Source organism: Lactiplantibacillus sp. ME-2, assembly GCF_022549155.1.
Classification (GTDB): Bacteria; Bacillota; Bacilli; order Lactobacillales; family Lactobacillaceae; genus Lactiplantibacillus; species Lactiplantibacillus plantarum.
This window is the reverse complement of sequence record NZ_JAKZEQ010000012.1, coordinates 1-18,380: the sequence shown is the minus strand read 5'-3', so window position 1 is coordinate 18,380 and position 18,380 is coordinate 1. Positions and strand designations below refer to the sequence as shown.

The window sequence follows — 18,380 nt, the reverse complement described above, 5'->3', positions numbered from 1 at the left end:
TGCCTTTAATTTGTCTTTAGATAAGCATACCATAAATGAAAGCGCTATTTAAAGCGTCCTATACATTGGCCAGTTAGAGCCTACTTTTGCCTACGAACGCGCAAAAAAGCACAACCAGATTTTAGTCTGGCTGTGCTTTAAATAGCGATATTGATCAAAAGCTCAGACTAAAAATCCGTATCTTCATTTCCCTGATTCAACGCTGTCAACGCCGCCTTTAACGTGTCGCCATGTGCAATCACCGTGCCGGTAGCATGGCCCGGTTCACCGGTGGCTTCCACTTCATCATAAATTTGTAAATGATTGTAGGGAAATGTATTCGCCTGAACATAGACTGGCTTTAGCCGGTTAACATCCGGATAGTCGTACATCACCTTAGTCAGTGCTTCGCCTAATTTTACGTGAAGTAATAAGCGGGTCACGCTCGACCCACTGGCCTTACTGATTAACGCCATCGTAGCAATGCTCATCGGTTCAATCGTAGCAAGTTGCAAAGCCGTATCAGCAATTGCTAACCGAACTGTATAGAGCCCGGGCGCACCCATGGCGAGCACTCGTTGCTTGATTTCAGCGTGTAAAGCTGTAATTGCCTGATTTTCCGCCTTATCACGAATCGGAAATACTTGGACCGCACCACGGACATTGCCACGCAAATTATTTCCCGCAATAATTTCACTTACCCCAAAAATTGTCACATCGGTGCCGTCCGTAATCACCTCGACGGCGGGCGAATCGTTGGTCCTGATCTGCTCGCGCGGCAAGCTATTGTTGATTTGGATCACTTGGTAGCCATCCTGTACTAACTTCTGGCCCAGCCGATAATCATGATAGGTGGTAAAAACGATCAACGGCTTTTCAATCGCTAAGACGTTTAAAATATCCGAATACTGTTTAGGTTCAACGTAACGTTTTTTGGCCAATCGCGGAGTCATCGCCACACTATTAGGATTAGCGTTGATCAAAACAGGCTCATAATCAGCCTTTTTCAAGTAGAACAACAGTTGTGAGACCAAATAGTCGTTCCCATGGTTGGTTCCGATCCGGTTAGCACCCGTGCCAATGACAACGACTCGCCGACCAGTAGACGGTTGACTTTCGTTATCAAATTCGTACGTGGAGTAATAAGTACTCGTCTGCTCAGTAAATTCCCCGGCAGTCGGTTCGACCTCCTTAAAAGTCGGTTGAATTTCATTTTCCAACGCAAAGTTGCGAACCTTAGCCACATCCGTTTGCCAGGCAGCGGCCGCATCTTCATCGGTAAAGCCAAAATATTTGGCTCGGCCCAGCGCGTGGACGTCAAACGGCCGTTCACGCAAGGCTCGTTCAATTTCTAAAATATGACTCAGTTTATAAAAGTAAAAAGCATCAATCTTGGTTAGCTCGGCTAATTCATCGATTTGATAACCACGATTCAGGGCTTCAAGTAAAATCAGCATGCGCCCAGCTTGCGGATGAATCAACCGTTGGATCAGTTCACCCTCCGAATAGTTCTGGGGTCGATTAGCAATCACGTGATAGCGAGATTCGTCCGTAGACCGCAACCCCTTCAACAAGGCTTCTTCCGTTGAACGACCAATACCGATCACTGAGCCTGTCGATTCCGTCACGGTGTCTAGTTGATGACTAACTTTCTTCAACACATTAAACGGCCAAACTGGTATCCGGCAAACAATATGATCTAAAACGGGTTCAATTAAAGCTGTTTGTTTACGGTAGGCTCCGGGCAGTTTGACCTCTGCCAAACTTATCCCGACCATTAGATTACCAACAACTTGTGCTAACGGATACTCGGTTGCCCGCGCGGCTAACGCCATCGTCCGATCAAAGTACGGTGTCACTTTAATCACGTAATAGTTTTGCGTGGTCGGATCAAGTGCAAATTGAACGTGACAAGAGCCGGTCAAGTGTAACTTGCGCATGATCTTGAGTGTCGCTGAGCGAAACTGTTGGTATTCTTGATCCGTAATCGTTTGCGTTGGGGCAAAAACGATTGAATCAGCGGAGTGAATCCCAACTGGATCAAAATTTTCCATCCCACTGACTAGTAGCGCGGTGTCCTTCTGATCACGGACGGCTACAAATTCGAGTTCTTTATAGCCGACGATACTCTGTTCGACAATACATTGTTTGGTCCCTGAAACTTTGAATCCCATTGCTAGTGCCCGCTGCAGTTCGTCTTCATCTTCACATAGTTGGCGACTCGCTTCGATTCGGGGTGCGACAGACTTGACGATCACTGGAAAACCGACGTGGCGCACCACGGCCATCGCCTCAGTCGTGCTAGCCACAACTTGTGAGGCAATCACGGGTTCACCCATATCTTTCAACCGGTTGCTCATCAGCGCTGGGTTGACGATCATGTCGACCACGTCTTGATCCCACTGTAGCAACTTCACGTGATTATTTTTTAACACATTGTTGCGAATCAACCCTTGAATTAGGGTGACTGTTTGGACGCCACCAAGTGAAGGAATGAGGCCATCAGGCTGTTCAGTTTCAATAATTTTGGATAGTGCGGCGACAGTCAGTGGTTCCAAATAAACCTTGTCAGCAAACCGATTTTCAGCCGCCACGGAGTAAGCATTGTTATCGACGAGGACAACAGCAATGCCCAGACGCCGAATTGCCGCACCGATTTGGGTCACCGCCGCGTCGTGTTGTCCCTCTCGGCCAATGTCATTATGCCCAGCGCCGATAATCAACACTTTTTGTAAGGCTTGATTGTTCACCAGATTGGCCCCCTTGCTTGTTGCATCGACTCAACAAATTCATCAAAAATATCGCGCGTTTCAGTCGGACCAGGAGCGCCATCTGGGAAAAATTGCACTGAAAACGCTGGAAAGTCCCGTAGACGCAGTCCTTGAATCGTCCCATCGATCAAGTCAACAAATGTCGTGATTAACTTATTACGATCAACAGTATCCGCATCTACCGCGAACCCCTGGCCCTGAGCTGCATAAATAATTTGGTTCGTAATCACTTCGCGGATTGGGTGGTTAGCCCCATGATGTTCAGGTGATAATTTCATAATTTGAGCGCCATTGGCCATCGCAAATAGTTCGTGGCCCAGTCCGATGGCAAACAGTGGCACCCGATTTTGAATGTTCTTGATCATCTCAGTCACACTGACTGGTAAGTCCTGCGGTTTGCCGGGCCCAGTCGATAGAATGACGCCGTCTGGATCTAAGTTTAAAATTTCCTCAGTCGTTGCCGTATAAGGTAAGACCGTGACGTTACAAGCACGCTTACTAAGTTCGCGCAAAATCCCGTGTTTGAGGCCAAAGTCGATGACCACGACATTGAGCCCCGTCCCCGGATTAGGAAATGGTTTCGGTGTTGCGACCGCTGCCACCTGTTGATTAGTCAGCACGGTCGCACCCAATTGATCAAAGGCATGGGCATCTGCAACGTCTACGATACTGGCTTTCATCGGGCCACTTGCTCGGAGTTGCTTCGCTAAGTGCCGTGTATCAATATGGCTGATGCCAGGAATATTTTGTTGCTTTAAATATTGATCCAGTGACCAGCGCCGCTGCCGGTTGGTCGAAATGCTAGCGACATCCCGAACAACGACCCCCTTAACGGTCGGTAAAATTGATTCGTAGCTATCGTGGTTGATCCCATAGCTCCCAATGGTTGGCTGCGTAAAAGCAACGATTTGGTTATGATAAATTTGATTAGTAATAATTTCTTGATAGCCCGTCATACTCGTGTTGACGACGATTTCTCCGGTAGAAACCGCTGGCGAGCCAAAGCCTTCACCTAAATAGGCGCTGCCATCTTCAAGAATCAAATAGCGGTCTGCCATTGCGATCCCTTCTCATCTGTTTGACTTTGTCGTACTAGTTAATAATTTCAATACCATCGTGACCGTCGATTTCATTGACCGTCACTTTGATGCGTTCTTGACGCGCGGTGGGAATGTTGCGACCAATAAAATCAGCGCGAATCGGCAATTCGCGGTGACCACGATCGACTAGCACCGCCAAGGCAATGCTCTGGGGCCGACCGCCACCCATTAATGCGTCTAAAGCCGCGCGAATTGTTCGGCCGGTAAATAGAACATCATCGACTAAAATGACCCGCTTATCCGCCACCGAAAACGTTAACTGATAGTCCGTTGAAAGCCGTGCTTGATCCAGCGGCTGATCATCACGAAATGCCGTGATGTCTAACTCGCCAACTGGAATCGCAGTACCTTCAAGCTGTTGTAATTGGGCTGCAATCCGCTGCGCAATATAGACGCCGCGGGTTTTAACGCCCACTAAGACGACATTTTTAATGCCTTTGTTCTGTTCGATAATTTCATAGGTTATCCGGGTCAATGCCCGTTTCATCGCCATTGAATCAACAACTTCTTTTTGCATAATTGCCTCCCAATTTGTGGTTATCGCTTTTTTGAGCAACCCGTACGACAAAGAAAGACGGCCGGACAAGGTGTCACGGCCGTCGACGAAAAGTTATTGTTAACAGTTTGCCTTTCAGTCTCGCAGGGCCGGATTAAAGGACGCTCATTACTGTTAGATTAATGATTCCCATCGGTTTTGTCAAGCTTAGCCAAGGTTGTCGTAAAGATTGGTGGTAGTGGTGCTTCAAAGGTCAATAAGTCACCCGTTACGGGGTGCTTGAATCCCAATAATTTGGCGTGTAAAAATTGACCGTGCCCCTTAATCGTCTTTTTGGGGCCGTACAGGGGATCGCCCACCAGCGGATGTCCAATAGATTGTAAATGAACGCGGATTTGATGCGTACGGCCAGTCTCCAGCCGGCAACTAATCAAAGTATAGTGCTGATAACGTTTCAGTACTTTAAAATGGGTGACTGCTGGTCGCCCGGTCTTAACGATGGCTTGCTTTTTGCGATCCTTCGGTGACCGACCAAGTGGCGCATTAATTGTCCCCGTATCCTCTTTAATCACTCCGTGAACGAGTGCGACGTATTCTCGTAAGTTAGTTTTCGCCTTCAGCTGGGCCGCCAACGATTGGTGAGCCCGGTCATTTTTTGCGACCATCAATAATCCGGATGTATCTTTATCGATGCGATGAACGATCCCTGGCCGAAATTCACCGTTGATCGTCGACAACGGACTATGATACAGCAAGGCATTCACCAAGGTATGGTTAGGGTGCCCAGGGGCTGGATGCACGACCATCCCCTGAGGTTTATTGACAACCAAGACGTCATCGTCTTCATAAACAATGTCTAATGGAATGTTTTCTGGCTCAATCGTTGTTTGTTGAACCGTCTGTGCGGCAACGACAATTTCGTCACCTGGTTTGACGTGATACTTGCTCGCCTCGAGCTGACCATTGACCGTCACCTGATCCGTTTTGATCAGCTTATCAACTTGCGACCGCGTCCAGACCGACTGTAGTGCCGCTAACACTTTATCCAAGCGCCCTGTTTGGTCAGTAATCGTGAATTGTTGTTCCGTGGTCGCTCCTGCCACGTTATCAGCTCCCTGTAACTTATTTTTCAAAACTATCATCCCGCAGCACGCCGATCAAGATAAAAATGACGCCCACGGTTAAACATGAATCCGCAAAATTAAAAATTGGAAAATTAATAAAATCAAGTTGGAACATATCGACGACGTACCCAATACGTAACCGGTCAATGAAATTCCCCAAAGTTCCCGCAATCATCAGTGAAATACCAACCTCATATAGCCATTTGCCACGTAAGCGCCACAGCAAGTAGCCCATCACGATCAAGGCAATCACTGAAATCAAGTAGAAGAACCACATCTTGCCTTCTAAGATACTCCAAGCAGCCCCGTTATTATGTAAATTTGTGAGTGATAATAACCCGGTAACAATACTCGTACTGGCACCCAACGCAATATGACTCACAATCGCTGCTTTGATAACTTGGTCAATAATGACCAGCGCTACCATTAAAATTAAATAGATCCACATATTCTGTCCTCACATTTCGCTAAGCTGTGTTTAATTATACCAAAAGACGTCGTCCTTGTACGAAACTCCGGCAGGAAAAGCGCGGTTTTTATTGCAGACTTAATAACTAAGCACCTTTCGAGTATCCTCCCAAAAGCATCGGCACCTGGTTAACCATCCCCCAGTTGAAGCAACGAGCCTGATGATTGGTTGCACCGCTCAGCTGCTAAGCGAGTTAGTCATCATCGGTAGCTCACAAATTAAACGTGTGTGATTGATTCGCTGTCGCAGTCTTCCAAAAACAACGCAAATAAAAAGCCGACCCCCACTAGCATCGACTTATCGGTCAAGCTTTAGAACAAACCTGAGATTTTTCCATCATCACTAATGTCCATATCGAGTGCGGCCGGATGTTTTGGCAGTCCCGGCATCGTCAACACATTCCCGGTCAAAGCGACAATGAAACCCGCACCTAACTTCGGCACAAATTCACGAACATTAATTGTAAATCCGGTTGGTGCTCCGAGACGTTTGGGATCATCGCTCAATGAGTATTGCGTCTTCGCCATGCAGACTGGCAAATGATCCCACCCTTGCTTAGCAAACGTTCTCAATTGGCGCTGAGCTTTCGCTGAATATTCGACATTGGCTCCACCATACGTCTTAGTGACAATATCGTTGATTTTCGTCTTAAGATCCGCATCCGCTGGTGATAACGGTTGAAAATGACTTGGCTGAGCACATAAATCAACCACTGCGGCAGCTAAGTCGGTTGCCCCGTCACCCCCACGACCCCAGACATCAGCCAAGACTGCATCGACTCCAAGGTCGGCACAATAGTCTTTGACGGCTTGGATTTCGGCGTCAGTATCGGCCGTAAATTCGTTGATGGCCACCACGACTGGCACCCCATAACGTTGCATGGCATGGATATGATGTCCTAAATTAGCCGCACCGGCTTTCAAGGCCGCCACATTTTCGGTTGCCAAATCTTGCAAAGCCACGCCACCATGTAACTTTAAAGCCCGAATCGTCGCCACGATTACCACGGCATTGGGCGCTTGTCCGACCGCTGGCACGTTAATATCCATGAATTTCTGACCACCCAAATCAGCACCGAAGCCCGCCTCGGTTACCGTATAGTCGGCTAGATTCAATCCGGCTTGCGTGGCAAGTACACTGTTACAACCATGCGCGATATTGGCGAACGGACCACCATGAACGAGTGCCGGGGTATGCGCCAGGGTTTGAACTAAATTTGGACGTAACGCGTCTTTCAAAAGTAACGTGATCGCGCCACCGACGTTCAAATCAGCAACTGTCACTGGTTGACGGTCATGTGTGTAGCCAATTACAATTCGATTAACACGTTGTTTCAAGTCCGCGATATTTTCTGAAAGACAGAGAATGGCCATCAGTTCACTCGCGACGGTAATGTCAAACCCATCTTCACGAGGTACACCCGACGTTGCACCACCAAGGCCAATCACCGTATGCCGGAGCGCCCGATCATTAATATCCAACGCGCGCTTCCATTGAATTCGACGCTGATCGATACCCAACTGGTTACCTTGTTGAATATGGTTGTCAATTAAGGCCGCGAGCGTGTTGTTCGCAGCCGTCAGGGCATGCATATCACCGGTGAAGTGCAAATTGATATCTTCCATTGGAATCACTTGTGAGTACCCGCCACCAGTGGCGCCACCCTTCATCCCCATAACTGGTCCTAATGAAGGTTCCCGCAATGCAATCATCGTTGACTTACCAATCTTAGTCAACGCGTCACCTAACCCAATAGTCACGGTTGACTTTCCTTCACCAGCAGGCGTCGGGTTAATCGACGTTACTAAAATAAGGTTGCGTTGAGTTTTCTTAACTGGTAACGGTAATTTAAGTTTAGCCTTCGTGCTCCCATATTGGTCGATCTGGTCAACCGTCAAGCCCGCTTTAGCCGCAATCGCCGTAATCGGTTCTGGTATCACTTGCTGTGCAATTTCAATATCCTTCATCAATTCTCCGCCCTTCTGTTTTTACTTACTCCATTATAACAATCTTCCTGAAATTATGAACATTATTTGTATATTTATTGTTTTTATTCGTATCTATCGACTGGTTGCTAGGCCAATCAACTGATTGCGCGCCTTTTTCAACATCAAAAACCGATATTGATTACCATCGATTTGAACTTTCAACCCACCGCGTATCGGGACGATCAATTCGAGTTGATCACGGGGAATCACAAGCCAAGAATGGTTCAAGACCGTGCTAAAAATAATGAGGTTATGATTGATTGTTACGCGCCGCAAGCTGATTTGAATCGCGACCAAGGCAATAAAGAGCGCCGCAATGACGAGTAACCACCACTTAAACTTCAAGATTTCTAGCCACAAAATAATCCCCGCCATCAATACTAGTGCCGTCCACGACCAGACGATAACACTTGACGCTAGCATTGGTTGGTATTTAAAGGTATGCTTATCGTTATTCACAGTACAAAATTCCTTTCACATTGGAGTGAGTTTGATGCAATTATATACGGATGCCGCGACCACACCCGATAATCAGCGCAGTGCCGCGGGAATCTTAATTATTGATCAGGGCCAACAACACCAATTCAAACAGGTCTTGCCAGACAGTGATAATCATACCGCAGAATTTCTTGCCGCCATTGCTGGCTTTAAAACTTTATTAGATTCTTATGGTCCGCAAGTCAGCGTCTTTTTCTATACGGATAGTCAAATCGTCGCCGAAAGTGTCGCCAAGGGTTACAGCAAAACTTTCAGTGTCGAGCTGGCGACTTTGCTGCACCTGCAAGACCAGTGCCAATTAGTAATCACCCAGTGGGTTGCCGAAAGTGATAACCATGGCGCCCATCAATTAGCACAACAAGGCTTACATCTTAGTGACTAATCAGCCGGGGCCAAATAAGTTTCAATTGATCGTTGATACTGGTCCCAGTCATGAGCACCAGTTTGAACATAATCGGCTAACAGCTTACCAATCATGGGTCCTGTTGTTAAACCAGATGAACCTAACCCGCTAGCTACCAAAATATGTGGGTTATCCGGAATTGGACCGAAGAACGGCGCAAAGTCACGCGTGTAGGCACGCGTACCCACTTTTACCTGCGTAATTTGATCCTTAGTCAGGTTGGCATCAAGTTTGAGCCCGCTAGCAAAGAGATCATCTTCAACCAGACTTGAAACCTGCAAATCGTAGCCCTGATCATTTTCGTGCGTCGCCCCAACGACCAATTTGCTGCGCGTAAAGGGAATAAAGTCTCGTTCACCTTCAGGCATGAGCACTGGAACATCGTCAGCCCAAGTCTCAGGTAGCTGCATTTCAATCAACTGCCCTTTTTGTGGCCGAACATCCGCAACAATCTTCATTGGCAACAATAACGGCTTTAGCCACGCCCCGACTGCTAAAATCAACGTGTCATAGCTTTGCTGACCATTAACCGTCAATAGTTGGCCCTGGTCACCTAAACGTACCTTACCTTTATGACGGACCAGGTTTCGCTTTTCAGCGTATTTCAGTAAATTATGTGCAAACTTATCGCCATCGACCCGCGCACCACCACTCACAAACACACCGGGTTGGGGCGCCGTTAGCAGTGGGATCCGTTCTTGGACTTCTTCAGCAGTTAATTTCTCAATCGTTCCCATCTGGGGTGCCGCTTGCCGGCGCTTTAGAGCTAAATCGTATAGCGCCTGCAGATCATCTGGATCGGCACGAGTCACAATCGTTCCTGCTTGTTGATAAACAGAATAGCCCATTTGCGTGTCCGCAACAATTTCCGGATACAAAGCAGCCCCGGCCTTAGCGAGTTGATACCAACGCTGATTACGACGTTTGGATAACCAAGGTGAAATAATCCCTGCTGAATTCTTAGTCGCTTGACCAATACCTTCATCATAAATCGTGACGTTCAGGTCAGGGTTCTGGCTTAAATAGTACGCCGTGACCGCCCCAACAATGCCACTACCAATAATCGTTACTTGTTTTTGCATTTTCCAACGCCTCCACAACCAATCTGCTTTCATTTTAGCATACTCGAATTTGTTGCGGGTCGCTGATTCAGTTGGATTAAAGTCAGACCATTGGTAGATGTTGCTGGTACTAGCTTTGCAGCGATTAATTTAATACCGTGGACTGGCTCTTTGCCCCCTATGACTGGGACAGAGCAATCAATAGTTGTTGCCGGACAAAATTTTCGTTCGTCCAGTGTAAATAATGCTGACCTGGTGCATGAACTAGGTGACCAAGCTGGCACCACGGTGATTGTTGGTACGCCGTCAAGCGTTGGTCAGTGACTAAAACTTGGATTGGCAGCGTCAGTACCCGCTTTTCAGCGGTTCGAAGCGTCGTTACTAATTGTGGTAAGCATTGCGCTTCAGTCAGAATACTCGGGTTCGCGTAAGCTGCTAAATCAATACGGGCATTGGCGACACGTTCTGCCAGTAGGTTTAAAGGATTAACTTCTGCTAAGAGTTGCTGAAGTGTCAAAGTTTGTCGCTGTTGTACTAGTTGCGGATAGTTTTCAATAAAAGATTGGACGTTTGCAAGAAGTTGTGGTGCCATCGCGGCATAGGGTGGTTCAAGCAAAACTAAGCCACAAACATTATCTAAGTGCTGCTGGGCATATAAGAATGCGTAACTAGCGCCTAAACTGTGGCCCACCAATAATAAGTTGCTCACGTGTTCATGGTGAACCACATCCTCAAGATTGGCTAAAATATGCGGGACAGTGCGCACCATTTGACTATGAATGCTACGGCCCACGCCAATCGTGTCGATGGCAAGTAATCCCACCTGACTTGGCAATCGTGCCATTAAATGCTTAAAATTATAATCAGTGGCGTCCCAGCCAAACGCCGGTAAGCACATCAACGTCGGCTGTTGTGGTCCCGCCGGTCGGTACTGATAGTACACTTGTCCCAATTCCGTCATTAATTGATTCATGATTACTTGCCTCCCACAATGACAGACATCGTAAGTAGTTCCAAATGCTTTTTTATTACAGATAAAACACAGCTTTACAATCAGTCATGCATAGTCTAGTCCACAACTGATCAGTAGAAAATGGTTTTTAACCGCTTCGTTAAATCAACTGACCATTAAAAAAGTTACAAGATTTAAATAATCGTCACATTTTGACCATATTTTCGTTTTACACTTATTAATATGCACGACTATATTGTTTTAAAGGACTTTTGCCATGTTAGTTATTGTTTGGATTCTTTTAGTTTTATTGTTAGGGCTCATGGGTTGGTTGGAATACCACAATCTTCAGCATCCGGTCATCCAGCCAGCTAAAAACCTGGCGCCGCGCGCACAGCTCCAATTGCAACATCAAGTGCGGCAACACGTGACCGATCAAGCACCACGATTGAAATGGTTATATTATGGAATGGCAGCTTGCTGGTGGCTCGGTGTTATCAGTTTACTAGTCAGTTGCTACTTGGTCAGCGCAAAATTAACCCTGTTGATTTTTCCGATTCGGAGTGTTGTCACAAGCATCGCCTTAATGATCGTTGGCATCATCTTGCTAATGATTCCTGCCTTAGTGTGGCCGACGCAAAGTTATGATTACTTGATTGGTCACTCAACTCAAGACCATCATTGGCAGCTAGCCGATACCGCCACGTTCGAACACTATCGTCGCTTTCAGATTTGGTTGGTTTTGGCATTAGACGTCTTCATCCTGATTGGTTGGATTAGTTGGGCCTACCGGGTCAGCACCGTTCCCATGGTCACTATTGAGTACCTACTAATGGTGGTGGCAATCGCCGTACCAGTTGTGGCATTGATCACGCTGTTAGCACAACTGCCATACTTACATCAAAACCGATACTTGATTCCGGTCAGCGGGCGCTTTGGCACCCAGCATTATCATGCGAATCAGGCACTCATGCAACAACAACCGGACTTAAAGTCACGGCTAATTATCGTTAATGTTGTTCGGATTATTGGTTACGCGTTGGGGTTGTATGCTTTATGGTTGTTATATGCCAACATTCTTGCACCGGCCTTTACGGTCGATACCAGTATCGTTTACCCCGCAGCGGCGTTTGCCATCATCGGATTGTTAATCGTGTTAACAACGGGCGGTGTGTGGCTTCCCCGTTTCTATGATTACTTGCAATTATTAGATAACAAGACCTTGACGTTCAAATTGGCCGGTAGCGACCGCTTCCGTCGTTTTCGTTTTCATTTGTATTACTTCAAGTTGGCATTCAGTATTTTATGGATCGTTATCTGGGCATTGATCATCGGTTATATTTATTACTTTGGCTAGGTACGCTCACCAATAATACGCAAAACGGTACTCAAACTAATCTGAGTACCGTTTTTTAGTGTCATTTTATGAGACTTGCCAGCGAGGCCAACTTGAGCGCCAAAGGACTCAAAATAAGTGTCGCCATTGCGGCGCAAGAGCCATTACTGTTATATTACTGCGTTTTGAAGAGCGCAACAAAGTCAGCTTGCGCGCTCGCAGCTTCAAACGTTCGCTTGGACAGTGTCGTCACCTGCCGATCATTGAGCCACAGCACTTGGTAATCTGTAAAAGCATGAAGGTCGCGAACGTCATGTGTAATCATCAAGTAGGTTCGCTCAGGATGGGCTTGCATGACCTGAAACAACAACTGCACGTTTTCCCGATCGACCGCTGCTGTTGGTTCATCCAAAACAATCAATTCGCGATCAACTTGTAAGAACAGCAATAACTGAACTAATTTGCGTTGGCCCCCAGAAAGCTGACCATAATGCTGATCCCACAACGGGGCCAAGAATTGATAAGCTTGGGTATCAATAAGTTGTTGGAGCTGTTCAGTTGTCAATCGTAGTCGTCCGTGCTCGATGCCCAAAACCAGTTGGGCAACGTCCCGCACACGAATTGAAGACAGTAACGGGAGTTGTTGGTTCAAATAAATGGCTGCTTTAGGTAGGTCTAATTCACCTTGTGCCGGCCGCAAACCAGTGATGATATCAGCCAGCGTCGTTTTTCCAGCTCCATTTTGACCAATCAAAAAATTGACACCGGGACTTTTTAATTGAAAACTCACGTCCTTGAAGAACGGTTGCCCATTTCTTGAAAAGTAATATGCTAAGTGCTCAACACGCATCATTATAAGCCCTCCGTTGGCAGAATCTTAATGTGCCGATAGCTAAATCCGCCGATAACCAATAATACAATCAGACTCAGAAGATAAGTCGTCATAAAGTGGCTGACGGGGCCCACGCTGATCATCGCAAAAACATTGGTAACTAAGTAAATGGGACTAACCAGGTTGAGTAATGGGTTATTGGCAGACACTGCCAGCATGTTACTCAACATAAAGGTACCTACGACGACGATCAGCGCCAGTGCATTTCCAATCATATCGACAGTTTTACGTCGGAGTGCCAAGGCAATCAAGGGTAAGCCAAAACAAGTGACTGGTAGATACGTAAGCAACACAGTCAACCATAAGCGACCTAGCAACGATAAAAAGGCCAACTTGAAAGTAATCGCGCTCAACAGGGCCACCAACAATAAAGTCATCAAAATTATACCCAAGCTGACCAGCGCTTGACTGACAAGAAAAACTGCAGGGCTAACCACCAAGGTTCGATATTGTTTGAGATAACCCTGCTCGCGAAGAATGGCTACATTGCTGGCAGTCGTTAGACAATTGGAAAAAATCATCCAACCAATGTAGGGCACGACTTGAGCCGTATAAGTTGTCAGCGATAAAGGTTTAAAGAAAGCGCTACTGACATTCATGATTAAAAAGACAAGTGGCAAACAGATCGTGTAAATTAACACCCCGGGAGTATCCCGAATGACCTTAAAAAAATACTGCGTGTAGACCCCCACTTGAACGCTATATTTGTGCATCACCATCACACCCCTTTTGTTAATCTAATTGTTTTATTATATGTTTATCATTTATCAAAAAGCAAGTATTCTTATACCAGGCATGTAAGTATGGCCAATTTACAAAGTTTTTGAGCTTGCTAAACGTCTTTAATTGCAAAAGGTAGTCTAAAAATGACTAAACGTCACCGTTCGAGCCTGCGCATCAATCCGGACATCCGCCCCCAATGGCGTACTGAGCATGGGGACTGTATGGCAGCTATCGTAGTCGTAAATAATTGGTAATTGGCGATCCCCCAGCACCTCCTGTAAGATATCGATTGGCAACCGCCCGCTGCCTTGATCATCGTACAACGCGTGTTTTCCCAAAATAATGCCAGAGATTTGATCAAAAACACCAGCCAACGCTAACATTACGAAATTTTTTTCCAGCGTTGCTGCAGTTTTCTCGGCATCTTCAATAAATAAAAGCTCGTTACCAGTTAATTTTGGAAAATAAGGTGAGTTAAAGAAGCCGTACATGGTGTTCAAGTTCCCACCGATCAAACGGCCAGCCAAAACGGGGGTCGCCGTATAATGCCAAGTATTTGCGTGCATGTGTTTCGGATGTTCAAAGGTCTCCCAATTGATCGCTTCATCCGTCCACTGTGCCGGTGCCGGTTCGGTTACGGCCTGCCCCGGTGCTGCGCGGTAGACTGTCAGAAAATTTTGCCAAGTAGTTGTCACGATCTCTGACTCTAAGGCGCCAAGTGAGGCTACTAAGGCCGGTCCGTAAATCACACGACAGTTAGGCGCGTGCGTTTGCACCGCCAATAACACGGCCGTCGCATCGGAGTAACCAACAATTGTTTTGGGATGCTGATTGAGATACTCGTAATCGAGCATTGCTAGAACCGAATTTGCGTTTGTCCCACCAATCGTTGCCATCAAGATGTCCAGCGAATCATCATGAATTAACGCGTTGATTTCGGCCGCCCGTTCTTTGATGGAACCAGCACGGTAACTATCCCGTCGTCCCGTCAAATTACCGGCAACTAAGGTCACTCCTTGGGTTGCCAAGAACCGTCGTGCGCGAGCATAACGGTTTGGCGATAATGCCGTAATCGGCGTTGATGCAGAAAATGTCCCAATTTTCATTGTATTCCCACCCCACAAGATTAAAATATAATTAAAATAAGTGTAGCACTTTTTAATCTTAACGTACTTCCAATCGACGTATTTCCTCAAAAAAACGACTTTCAGCTAATAACTTGCTGAAAGTCGTTTAGTAATCAACTGGCTATGCTCGTTTTGAGCGACTTAATTGACTTATTGTGTGACCACGTTTGAGCGGTTGGCTGAAACGTAATTCCCTTTATTCGTTAAATAATAGCGTGAGCCACCCGACCGTGAGTAAACCTTCGTTACTTTAATTCGATCACCAGCGGCGTGGTAAGCGTGTCGATTAGACTTAACAAAGTTTGAAGATTTATAGGTGTAGAGTCCCACTTTAGCCTTGATCCAGCCACTGGAAGGTACTGATTCATAGTACCAATGATCAGATTTGGAGACCTTCGCCGTGATATAACCACCACTCACCTTAATTCGATAGAAATTCCCACTTTTAACCAATTTACCACTGTAGATGCCACCCTTTTTCAAGGTTTTACCCGTCGAGGTTGTCAAATTAACATCTTTGAACAAAGTGCTCTTTTCACGAAGTTGATATAATCCGTGTTGGCCGACCCAATAGCCGGTGACGTCCTGTGATAAGACCCATTTATTCAGACCACTTAAGTAAACCAGCTGTTTGGAACGACTCTTAGTGACTGACTTGGTTGCTGTGACCTTGTAGTATTTTTTCTTAGCGCTACTGGGCACTTTTGTGCCGTCATAATAGCTCGACGCCCCATTATTGAGGTACACATGTTGCCCTTTCGTATAACTGCTGTAGGCATACGTCGTGCTAGTTGAACTGGTCGACGATGATGTCGAAGTCCCGGAAGTCCACCAGCTTAACGGGTGGTATGTCGTCACGGAAGCACTGTCATACAAACTGTTATCAACATATTGTCCTAGCGAAGATAAATAATAGCTACTGGAATATTGCCACAATGAGAACGAAATCGTCGGCTTCGAGGAGTAATTTGCAATCCACTGGGCATCAAAACTTTGCCGTGCCGTGTTGGCGTATGTGGTTGCAAATGACTGGTACGAATAAAAAATCAACTTCTTGCTCGTTAACGACCGCATCTCAGTATACCAAGCCTTGACAGCCGCGTTGGCCGCCGTGCTACTCATGGAAGTCGTTTCAAAATCCAAGACGTAGAACTTCGTGTTCTTATTTGCGCGTTGATAGAACTTATCTGCCTCGGCTTTGGCAGTCGCGGTACTCGTAAAGGTCGCATAGTCATAGGACCCGAACGGAACACCATATTTCACATAGAGACTCTCATTAGAGGTGTGGTAGAGATCCTCATAACTGCTCCCATATTGCACCCGGTTGATGACAAAATCAGCCTGACTCTTCAAACTTTGAACCTCGGTACTCGTTAACTGACCTTGCCACTCTGAGATATCCGGCACCGCCGCGTGTGCCTGAACGACTCCGGTACCACCTAAAAAACAACCCACGAGCAGCAGTATCAACCGCCACTTTTTCTGCATGACCAAATTACTCGCCTTCCCATCATTAGTTTGATATGTACGTTTACTGCACACCTTATCCTACCGATAAAATGTGCAGATAAGTTCTCAAACTGATTGCAGTCGCTTTACAATTTGTTTACATTATAAACTAATGCAGGAAAGTGTGATTTACTAGTAAAATGATTCATGTGGAAACTTTTCTAATCGATATAGGCCTTCATCATCCGGGTAGATTCCTCCAGGCTTAGGTCGATACCCGAAGTGTTGGTAAAATAAGTGCGCAGTCACGGACGCTGGAATTTCTACACGGTGGGCATGACTGAAATAGACATCCTGTTCAAGGGTATGCAGAATTTGACGCCCACCACCCATGCCTTGAACCTCCGGATCAACAAAAATCGTGAACAGACTGTACTCACCTGGGCGCCCCCAGTATGACCCAATCGCCCCGGTCGCAACGAGTTGCTGCTGAAAATAACCGACATAAAAGTGCGTCGCAGCAGCTTTTTGGCATAGCCAAGCCGGTGTCATCTGGGTAATGAGCCGATCCAAGTATGCTTTGGGATAGTCACCCTGATTACTCGTCAGTAATGTGCGCGCAATCAGTGCCGCCGCTGCTGGCGCATCCGTAGTTTTAAAACGTCGAATTTGTAATTGCATATGACAACTCCTCTCGTATTGCACTATTCTTTGCTCGTTGCAATGAACAACGAATACCTTTTTGATCGTCTGCCGATACCAATTTAACAATAACCACTTAAGCTTCCACAAACCAAGGTTCTAAAATTTTTAACGTAGCTTGCTCAAAATCGATACACACTTGCGCCCCATATGGAAGTGCCGTTCGCGGAAAAGCGTGACCAAAATTAATATTGTACAGAATTGGCAATTTCAAATCGGCTGTCTCATCGATCAAAATTTGGCGGTATTCCTGATAATAATGCTCATTCTGCGGCTTACCTACAATCACGGCGGCTACGTTTGTCAAAATCTCAGCTTGTCGCATTCGTTGCAGCATCCGCTTGAACAAATCTGGCTGCGGCTGTTCGTCACTCGTTTCGATAAACAGAATTTTTCCGCGCCATTCGGCTGCACATGGAATCAGTCTGAACTGTTCCGCAACTTGCCGTTCGTCTGGATAACGGGTCGTGGTCAATAAATCATAAAAGCTGTCCAGACAACCACCAAGTAGCGTCCCACTGATTGTCCCGTGACCACGTAACACTTCGTAATGGTGCATTTCGGTGTGGGTCATGCGCCGTGTTCCCTGCGCCGATTCACTGAAATTTGTTCGTTCGTCATACCACACAGGACTGCTAATAATGCTTGTCTGCTGAGGATTTTCAAAGTAACGCTGCCAAGTCTTCGTGGTATACGGCAACATCGTCGGCCCTAATTCGGCCAAGTCGCTTAAGAAATTGGGGCCATAAAAAGTTTGCAGTCCAAGCTGATAAAACATCAAATGATTGATCGTCGTATCTGAAAAGCCTGTAAACAGTTTAGGCGACCGCCGAACCGCCGTCTTAAACTGCTCATCAGCCATCAAAAATGGCACGGTTCGATACGTATCATCACCGCCAATTGCCGCCACAACTCCACGGATACTTGGGTCTAAGAAAGCCGTCTTCAAATCGGCGGCTCTTAATTCAGGGCGTTGCTGTAAAATCAGTCGCCCTTTCAAAGCATTCGGCATCATGACTGGGACGAGCCCTAGTTGGCGCATCCGTTTTAGCCCCCGATTCAATTGATGTTGCTGCGTGAGTTCTCCGAGCGTGCCGCTCGAAAGACTGACGACAGCCACGTGATCACCAACGTGCAATGGTGCTGGTTTTAACATATTCTCACCCTTTCCTAATTTAATTTAAAATTAATTTTATCATCATTATATAATATTTTAAATTGTTATTTGGTTTTTATTCATTTTCAATGTAACCAACGACTAAATAGGTCACTGAGTCCGCTGCTCTGCATGACTCAGTGACCCGTCGCCC

The 18,380-nt window shown here is 46.3% G+C and carries 17 protein-coding genes; 2 read left to right on the top strand and 15 right to left on the bottom strand.

Annotation, left to right across the window (positions count from 1 at the left end; all coding sequences use genetic code 11):
• Window positions 1–167 precede the first annotated feature (167 nt).
• The 7 genes from MMY95_RS06190 to MMY95_RS06160 form a co-directional block, all read right to left on the bottom strand.
• On the bottom strand, window positions 168–2,729 hold the full coding sequence (locus MMY95_RS06190; protein ID WP_003645061.1) for an ATP-grasp domain-containing protein: 2,562 nt from the start codon (window positions 2,727–2,729) through the stop codon (window positions 168–170).
• On the bottom strand, window positions 2,726–3,808 hold the full coding sequence (locus MMY95_RS06185) for a carbamoyl phosphate synthase small subunit (RefSeq protein ID WP_011101548.1): 1,083 nt from the start codon (window positions 3,806–3,808) through the stop codon (window positions 2,726–2,728). Before MMY95_RS06185 ends, MMY95_RS06190 begins: the two co-directional genes overlap by 4 nt.
• A 34-nt stretch (window positions 3,809–3,842) precedes the next feature.
• Complete coding sequence (pyrR, locus tag MMY95_RS06180; protein ID WP_003644388.1) at window positions 3,843–4,367, bottom strand: bifunctional pyr operon transcriptional regulator/uracil phosphoribosyltransferase PyrR; 525 nt, start codon at window positions 4,365–4,367, stop codon at window positions 3,843–3,845.
• A gap of 158 nt (window positions 4,368–4,525) precedes the next feature.
• Window positions 4,526–5,488: an RluA family pseudouridine synthase gene (locus MMY95_RS06175; RefSeq protein ID WP_015640389.1), complete on the bottom strand. Its 963-nt coding sequence runs from the start codon at window positions 5,486–5,488 to the stop codon at window positions 4,526–4,528.
• Window positions 5,469–5,918: a signal peptidase II gene (lspA, locus tag MMY95_RS06170; protein WP_003640508.1), complete on the bottom strand. Its 450-nt coding sequence runs from the start codon at window positions 5,916–5,918 to the stop codon at window positions 5,469–5,471. The genes MMY95_RS06175 and lspA overlap by 20 nt, the downstream gene beginning before the upstream one ends.
• Before the next feature lie 332 nt (window positions 5,919–6,250).
• Entirely contained in the window at window positions 6,251–7,906 is a 1,656-nt protein-coding gene (locus MMY95_RS06165; protein WP_016527088.1) for a formate--tetrahydrofolate ligase, read from the bottom strand.
• Window positions 7,907–7,999: 93 nt separating this feature from the next.
• Entirely contained in the window at window positions 8,000–8,386 is a 387-nt protein-coding gene (locus MMY95_RS06160) for an EbsA family protein (protein ID WP_003640506.1), read from the bottom strand.
• A 34-nt stretch (window positions 8,387–8,420) separates the two neighbouring features.
• Here MMY95_RS06160 and MMY95_RS06155 point away from each other — a divergent pair, with 34 nt between their 5' ends.
• Entirely contained in the window at window positions 8,421–8,807 is a 387-nt protein-coding gene (locus MMY95_RS06155; RefSeq protein ID WP_104795709.1) for a ribonuclease HI family protein, read from the top strand.
• Here the strand turns inward: MMY95_RS06155 and MMY95_RS06150 are convergent.
• Both MMY95_RS06150 and MMY95_RS06145 read right to left on the bottom strand, forming a co-directional pair.
• Window positions 8,804–9,910: an FAD-dependent oxidoreductase gene (locus MMY95_RS06150; RefSeq protein WP_003645064.1), complete on the bottom strand. Its 1,107-nt coding sequence runs from the start codon at window positions 9,908–9,910 to the stop codon at window positions 8,804–8,806. The two genes, MMY95_RS06155 and MMY95_RS06150, sit on opposite strands and share 4 nt — an antisense overlap.
• Before the next feature lie 157 nt (window positions 9,911–10,067).
• Window positions 10,068–10,862, bottom strand: coding sequence for an alpha/beta hydrolase (locus tag MMY95_RS06145; protein WP_003640503.1), 795 nt, complete (start codon window positions 10,860–10,862; stop codon window positions 10,068–10,070).
• A gap of 256 nt (window positions 10,863–11,118) precedes the next feature.
• Here MMY95_RS06145 and MMY95_RS06140 point away from each other — a divergent pair, with 256 nt between their 5' ends.
• Window positions 11,119–12,198: a hypothetical protein gene (locus MMY95_RS06140; RefSeq protein ID WP_003645066.1), complete on the top strand. Its 1,080-nt coding sequence runs from the start codon at window positions 11,119–11,121 to the stop codon at window positions 12,196–12,198.
• Between the two features lie 154 nt (window positions 12,199–12,352).
• Here the strand turns inward: MMY95_RS06140 and MMY95_RS06135 are convergent, their stop codons facing one another.
• From MMY95_RS06135 to MMY95_RS06110, 6 genes are all read right to left on the bottom strand, one after another.
• Window positions 12,353–13,030: an ATP-binding cassette domain-containing protein gene (locus MMY95_RS06135; protein ID WP_003640500.1), complete on the bottom strand. Its 678-nt coding sequence runs from the start codon at window positions 13,028–13,030 to the stop codon at window positions 12,353–12,355.
• A complete protein-coding gene (locus MMY95_RS06130) occupies window positions 13,030–13,788 on the bottom strand; it encodes a hypothetical protein (RefSeq protein ID WP_015380346.1) in 759 nt (252 codons plus the stop codon). Before MMY95_RS06130 ends, MMY95_RS06135 begins: the two co-directional genes overlap by 1 nt.
• A 141-nt stretch (window positions 13,789–13,929) precedes the next feature.
• On the bottom strand, window positions 13,930–14,988 hold the full coding sequence (locus MMY95_RS06125) for a S66 peptidase family protein (protein WP_015640385.1): 1,059 nt from the start codon (window positions 14,986–14,988) through the stop codon (window positions 13,930–13,932).
• An 81-nt stretch (window positions 14,989–15,069) separates the two neighbouring features.
• Window positions 15,070–16,413: a GH25 family lysozyme gene (locus tag MMY95_RS06120; RefSeq protein ID WP_003645069.1), complete on the bottom strand. Its 1,344-nt coding sequence runs from the start codon at window positions 16,411–16,413 to the stop codon at window positions 15,070–15,072.
• A 147-nt stretch (window positions 16,414–16,560) separates the two neighbouring features.
• A complete protein-coding gene (locus tag MMY95_RS06115; RefSeq protein ID WP_003645070.1) occupies window positions 16,561–17,049 on the bottom strand; it encodes a GNAT family N-acetyltransferase in 489 nt (162 codons plus the stop codon).
• Between the two features lie 97 nt (window positions 17,050–17,146).
• Window positions 17,147–18,226, bottom strand: a complete 1,080-nt coding sequence (locus MMY95_RS06110; RefSeq protein ID WP_015640382.1) for a S66 peptidase family protein — start codon at window positions 18,224–18,226, stop codon at window positions 17,147–17,149.
• Between the last annotated feature and the right edge of the window lie 154 nt (window positions 18,227–18,380).